We start from the raw sequence: 2,556 nt of genomic DNA on the forward strand, positions 1-2,556 counted from the left end.
TGTCAACGGACATCGGGTGTTGCGGGTGGGCGGACAGTGGGCCGCCGGGTCCGCGGACACGGTTTCTCCGGGTCCGCGGACACATGTCGTCCGGATGGTGGTTAGTTCAAGGGGATCACTCCCTTGCCGGCGAGGGCCTCGGCGAGGCGGTGACTGTCGCCCTTGGTGAGGACCAGGTGGGCGTGGTGCAGGAGCCGGTCAACTGTCGCGGTGGCGAGGGTTTTGGGCATGATGGTGTCGAAGCCGGATGGGTGGATGTTGCTGGTCACGGCGATGGATCGGCGTTCGTAGGCGGCGTCGATGATCCGGTAGAAGGCTTCGGCGGCGTCCTGTCCGGCGGGGAGCATGCCGATGTCGTCAACGACGATGAGGTCGCAGCCGCAGATTCGGGCCACGGTCCTGGCTACTGAGCCGTCTACTTTTGCCTTTCCGATGGCTTGGGTGAGGGTTTCCAGGGTGAACCATGCGACCCGCAGGTCAGCTTCGATGGCGGCGTGGGCGAGGGCTTCGACGAAGTGGGATTTGCCGGTGCCTGAGGGGCCGGACACGACGAGGTTTTCGTGCCGGCCGATCCATTCCAGGGTGGTGAGGGCGTTCTGGGTGGCCTCGGGGATCGAGGATTCCTCGGGCCGCCAGGATCCGAGGGTCTTGCCGGTGGGGAAGTTCGCGGTCTTGCGTCGCATCCGGCGGGTGGCCTGGTCGCGTCCGACGGCTTCCTCGTTGAGTAGGACCCGGACGACTTCTGCGGGGTCCCAGCGTTGCGCCCGGGCGGTGGCCAGGACGTCGGGTGCGGCTTTGCGTAGGTAGGGCAGCCGCATCCGGCGCAGCAGCCGTTCAAGCTCTTCGGGGACGGCGGCGGGATCTGGTCTACTCATGCCCCGAACCTGCCCCACGGGCCGGTGCCGGGCTGGACCGAATGCCCTTCGTCGACCACGACGACATCGCCGGGGACGCCGGCGCGTTGCAGGTGATCGAGAATCGAGATGAGGTCGTCGTCGGCGAACCGGCCGGCGATGGCGGCCAGGCCGAGGGCCTCGTCGACTGCGGGGGCGCCGAGGGCTGCGGCGAGTTCTATGGCCTTGGCCATTTTCGCCCGGACCTTGCTCACGCCGCTTGCGCCTGCCTCGATCAGCCATCGGCGGGCGCCCTCGCCGAGGTCGAGGAACGCGATCTCCTGCGCTGTTCTGGCCCGTGGCCGGGGTGGCCGCGGCAGGTTCCCGCCGGGATGGAACGGGTAGTGCGCGTCGAGGATTCGGGGGTTGCCTGGCGTCGACAGTTCGTGCCGGGCGATCTCGGCCAGCCCCGCCGCGGTCCTGGCGACGATGACCAGTTCAGCCCCGATCACCCGGCACCATACTTTCGACCCGACATGCCCCGGCGGAGTCGAATAGCGCACCGCCCCGAACGACACCGTCTGATCATCGTTGACCAGGCGTTCCTCACCCAACGCCACCGCGTGCGGCTCGGCTGGCAGAACATGCAGGTGCTGGCGTTCGACGGCCAGACGGTCCACCGGCGCTGCCCTCGTTTCCCGATGGACACGAGCGTTGACCCGCTCACACCAGTGCAAGCATGCGTCGGCCAGCTCCGTGAAAGACCCGTAGGCCGGGGCGAGGTTCGCGGTGGTCGGCACCAGATCCGCCTTGGCGATCTTCACCGTCGCCTCCACCCCGCCCTTGGACTCCGGATCGAACGGCTCACAGGTCTCGACTTTGCAGCCGTAGTGTCGGCCCGCGGCGACGATCTCCGGATGCCGGATCGCCACCCCGGCGACGTGCTCGACCGTGACGGTCTTGGCGTTGTCAGTGAGCACATACGTCGGAGCGCCACCGAGGCGACGCAGCGTCGCGTCCAAGCACGCGACCAGCGAACCCATGGTCTGATCCCACGTCGGCAGCACCACCCGGAACCGAGACCAGGACAACCACGCGCAGAACAGGCTGGTACGCCGTCCGCCGATCACCGGACCGGCGCCCCAGTCGAACTGCAGCCACATCCCCGGCTCCGGCACCCACGGCCGATACGCCCGCCGATGCCCGGCCCGCCACGCCGCCTTCGCCTGCGCCACCGCCCGTCGGGTCGTGCGGTCGGTGCCGGTGAACCCCATGGCAAGAAGGCGGGCATGCACCACATCGGCGCGGATACGGCCCTGCGACGCCTCCACCAACTCCTCGATCTTCGGCATGAACACGTCAACCGCCTTCGGCCGGCGGACCCGCACCAACGGGTCCCGACCTTCCTCACGCAGCTGCACATACCGCGCGACGGTCTTCTCGTCGACCCCGACCAGCCGCGCAGCCGAATGCGCACAGCGGGTCAGGTCGAACGCCTCCAAAATCTCCACGATCTCCCTGTCAGACTTGGTCACGGATCCCCTCGGATCGGATCGGCACTTGATCAGCAGTCAGCAGCCAACCCCGACCGAGGGGATCTCTATGTTCATCGACGAAAGTCAGGCGATTCCGGAAGAGCACGTGACCGCAGGCACGGAAATCTCATGTCCGCCAGCCCGGAGCAAACTGTCCGCCTACCCGGAGCATGCCGTGTCCGCTGGCA

At 67.8% G+C, this 2,556-nt stretch carries 2 protein-coding genes; both read right to left on the reverse strand.

Annotation, left to right across the window (positions count from 1 at the left end):
* Positions 1 to 101: 101 nt before the first annotated feature.
* On the reverse strand, positions 102 to 875 hold the full coding sequence (istB, locus tag ACGF4F_RS37315) for an IS21-like element helper ATPase IstB (RefSeq protein WP_393085241.1): 774 nt from the start codon (positions 873 to 875) through the stop codon (positions 102 to 104).
* A complete protein-coding gene (gene istA / locus ACGF4F_RS37320; protein ID WP_393085243.1) occupies positions 872 to 2,368 on the reverse strand; it encodes an IS21 family transposase in 1,497 nt (498 codons plus the stop codon). The genes istB and istA overlap by 4 nt, the downstream gene beginning before the upstream one ends.
* Positions 2,369 to 2,556: the final 188 nt, after the last annotated feature.

The sequence above is a fragment of the Micromonospora sp. NPDC047740 genome (assembly GCF_043204735.1).
Classification (GTDB): domain Bacteria; phylum Actinomycetota; class Actinomycetes; order Mycobacteriales; family Micromonosporaceae; genus Micromonospora.

What these genes read in the sequence shown, in the direction of transcription:
- istB (WP_393085241.1), bottom strand. Translation starts at nt 875, where the DNA reads ATGAGTAGACCAGATCCCGCCGCCGTCCCCGAAGAGCTTGAACGGCTG.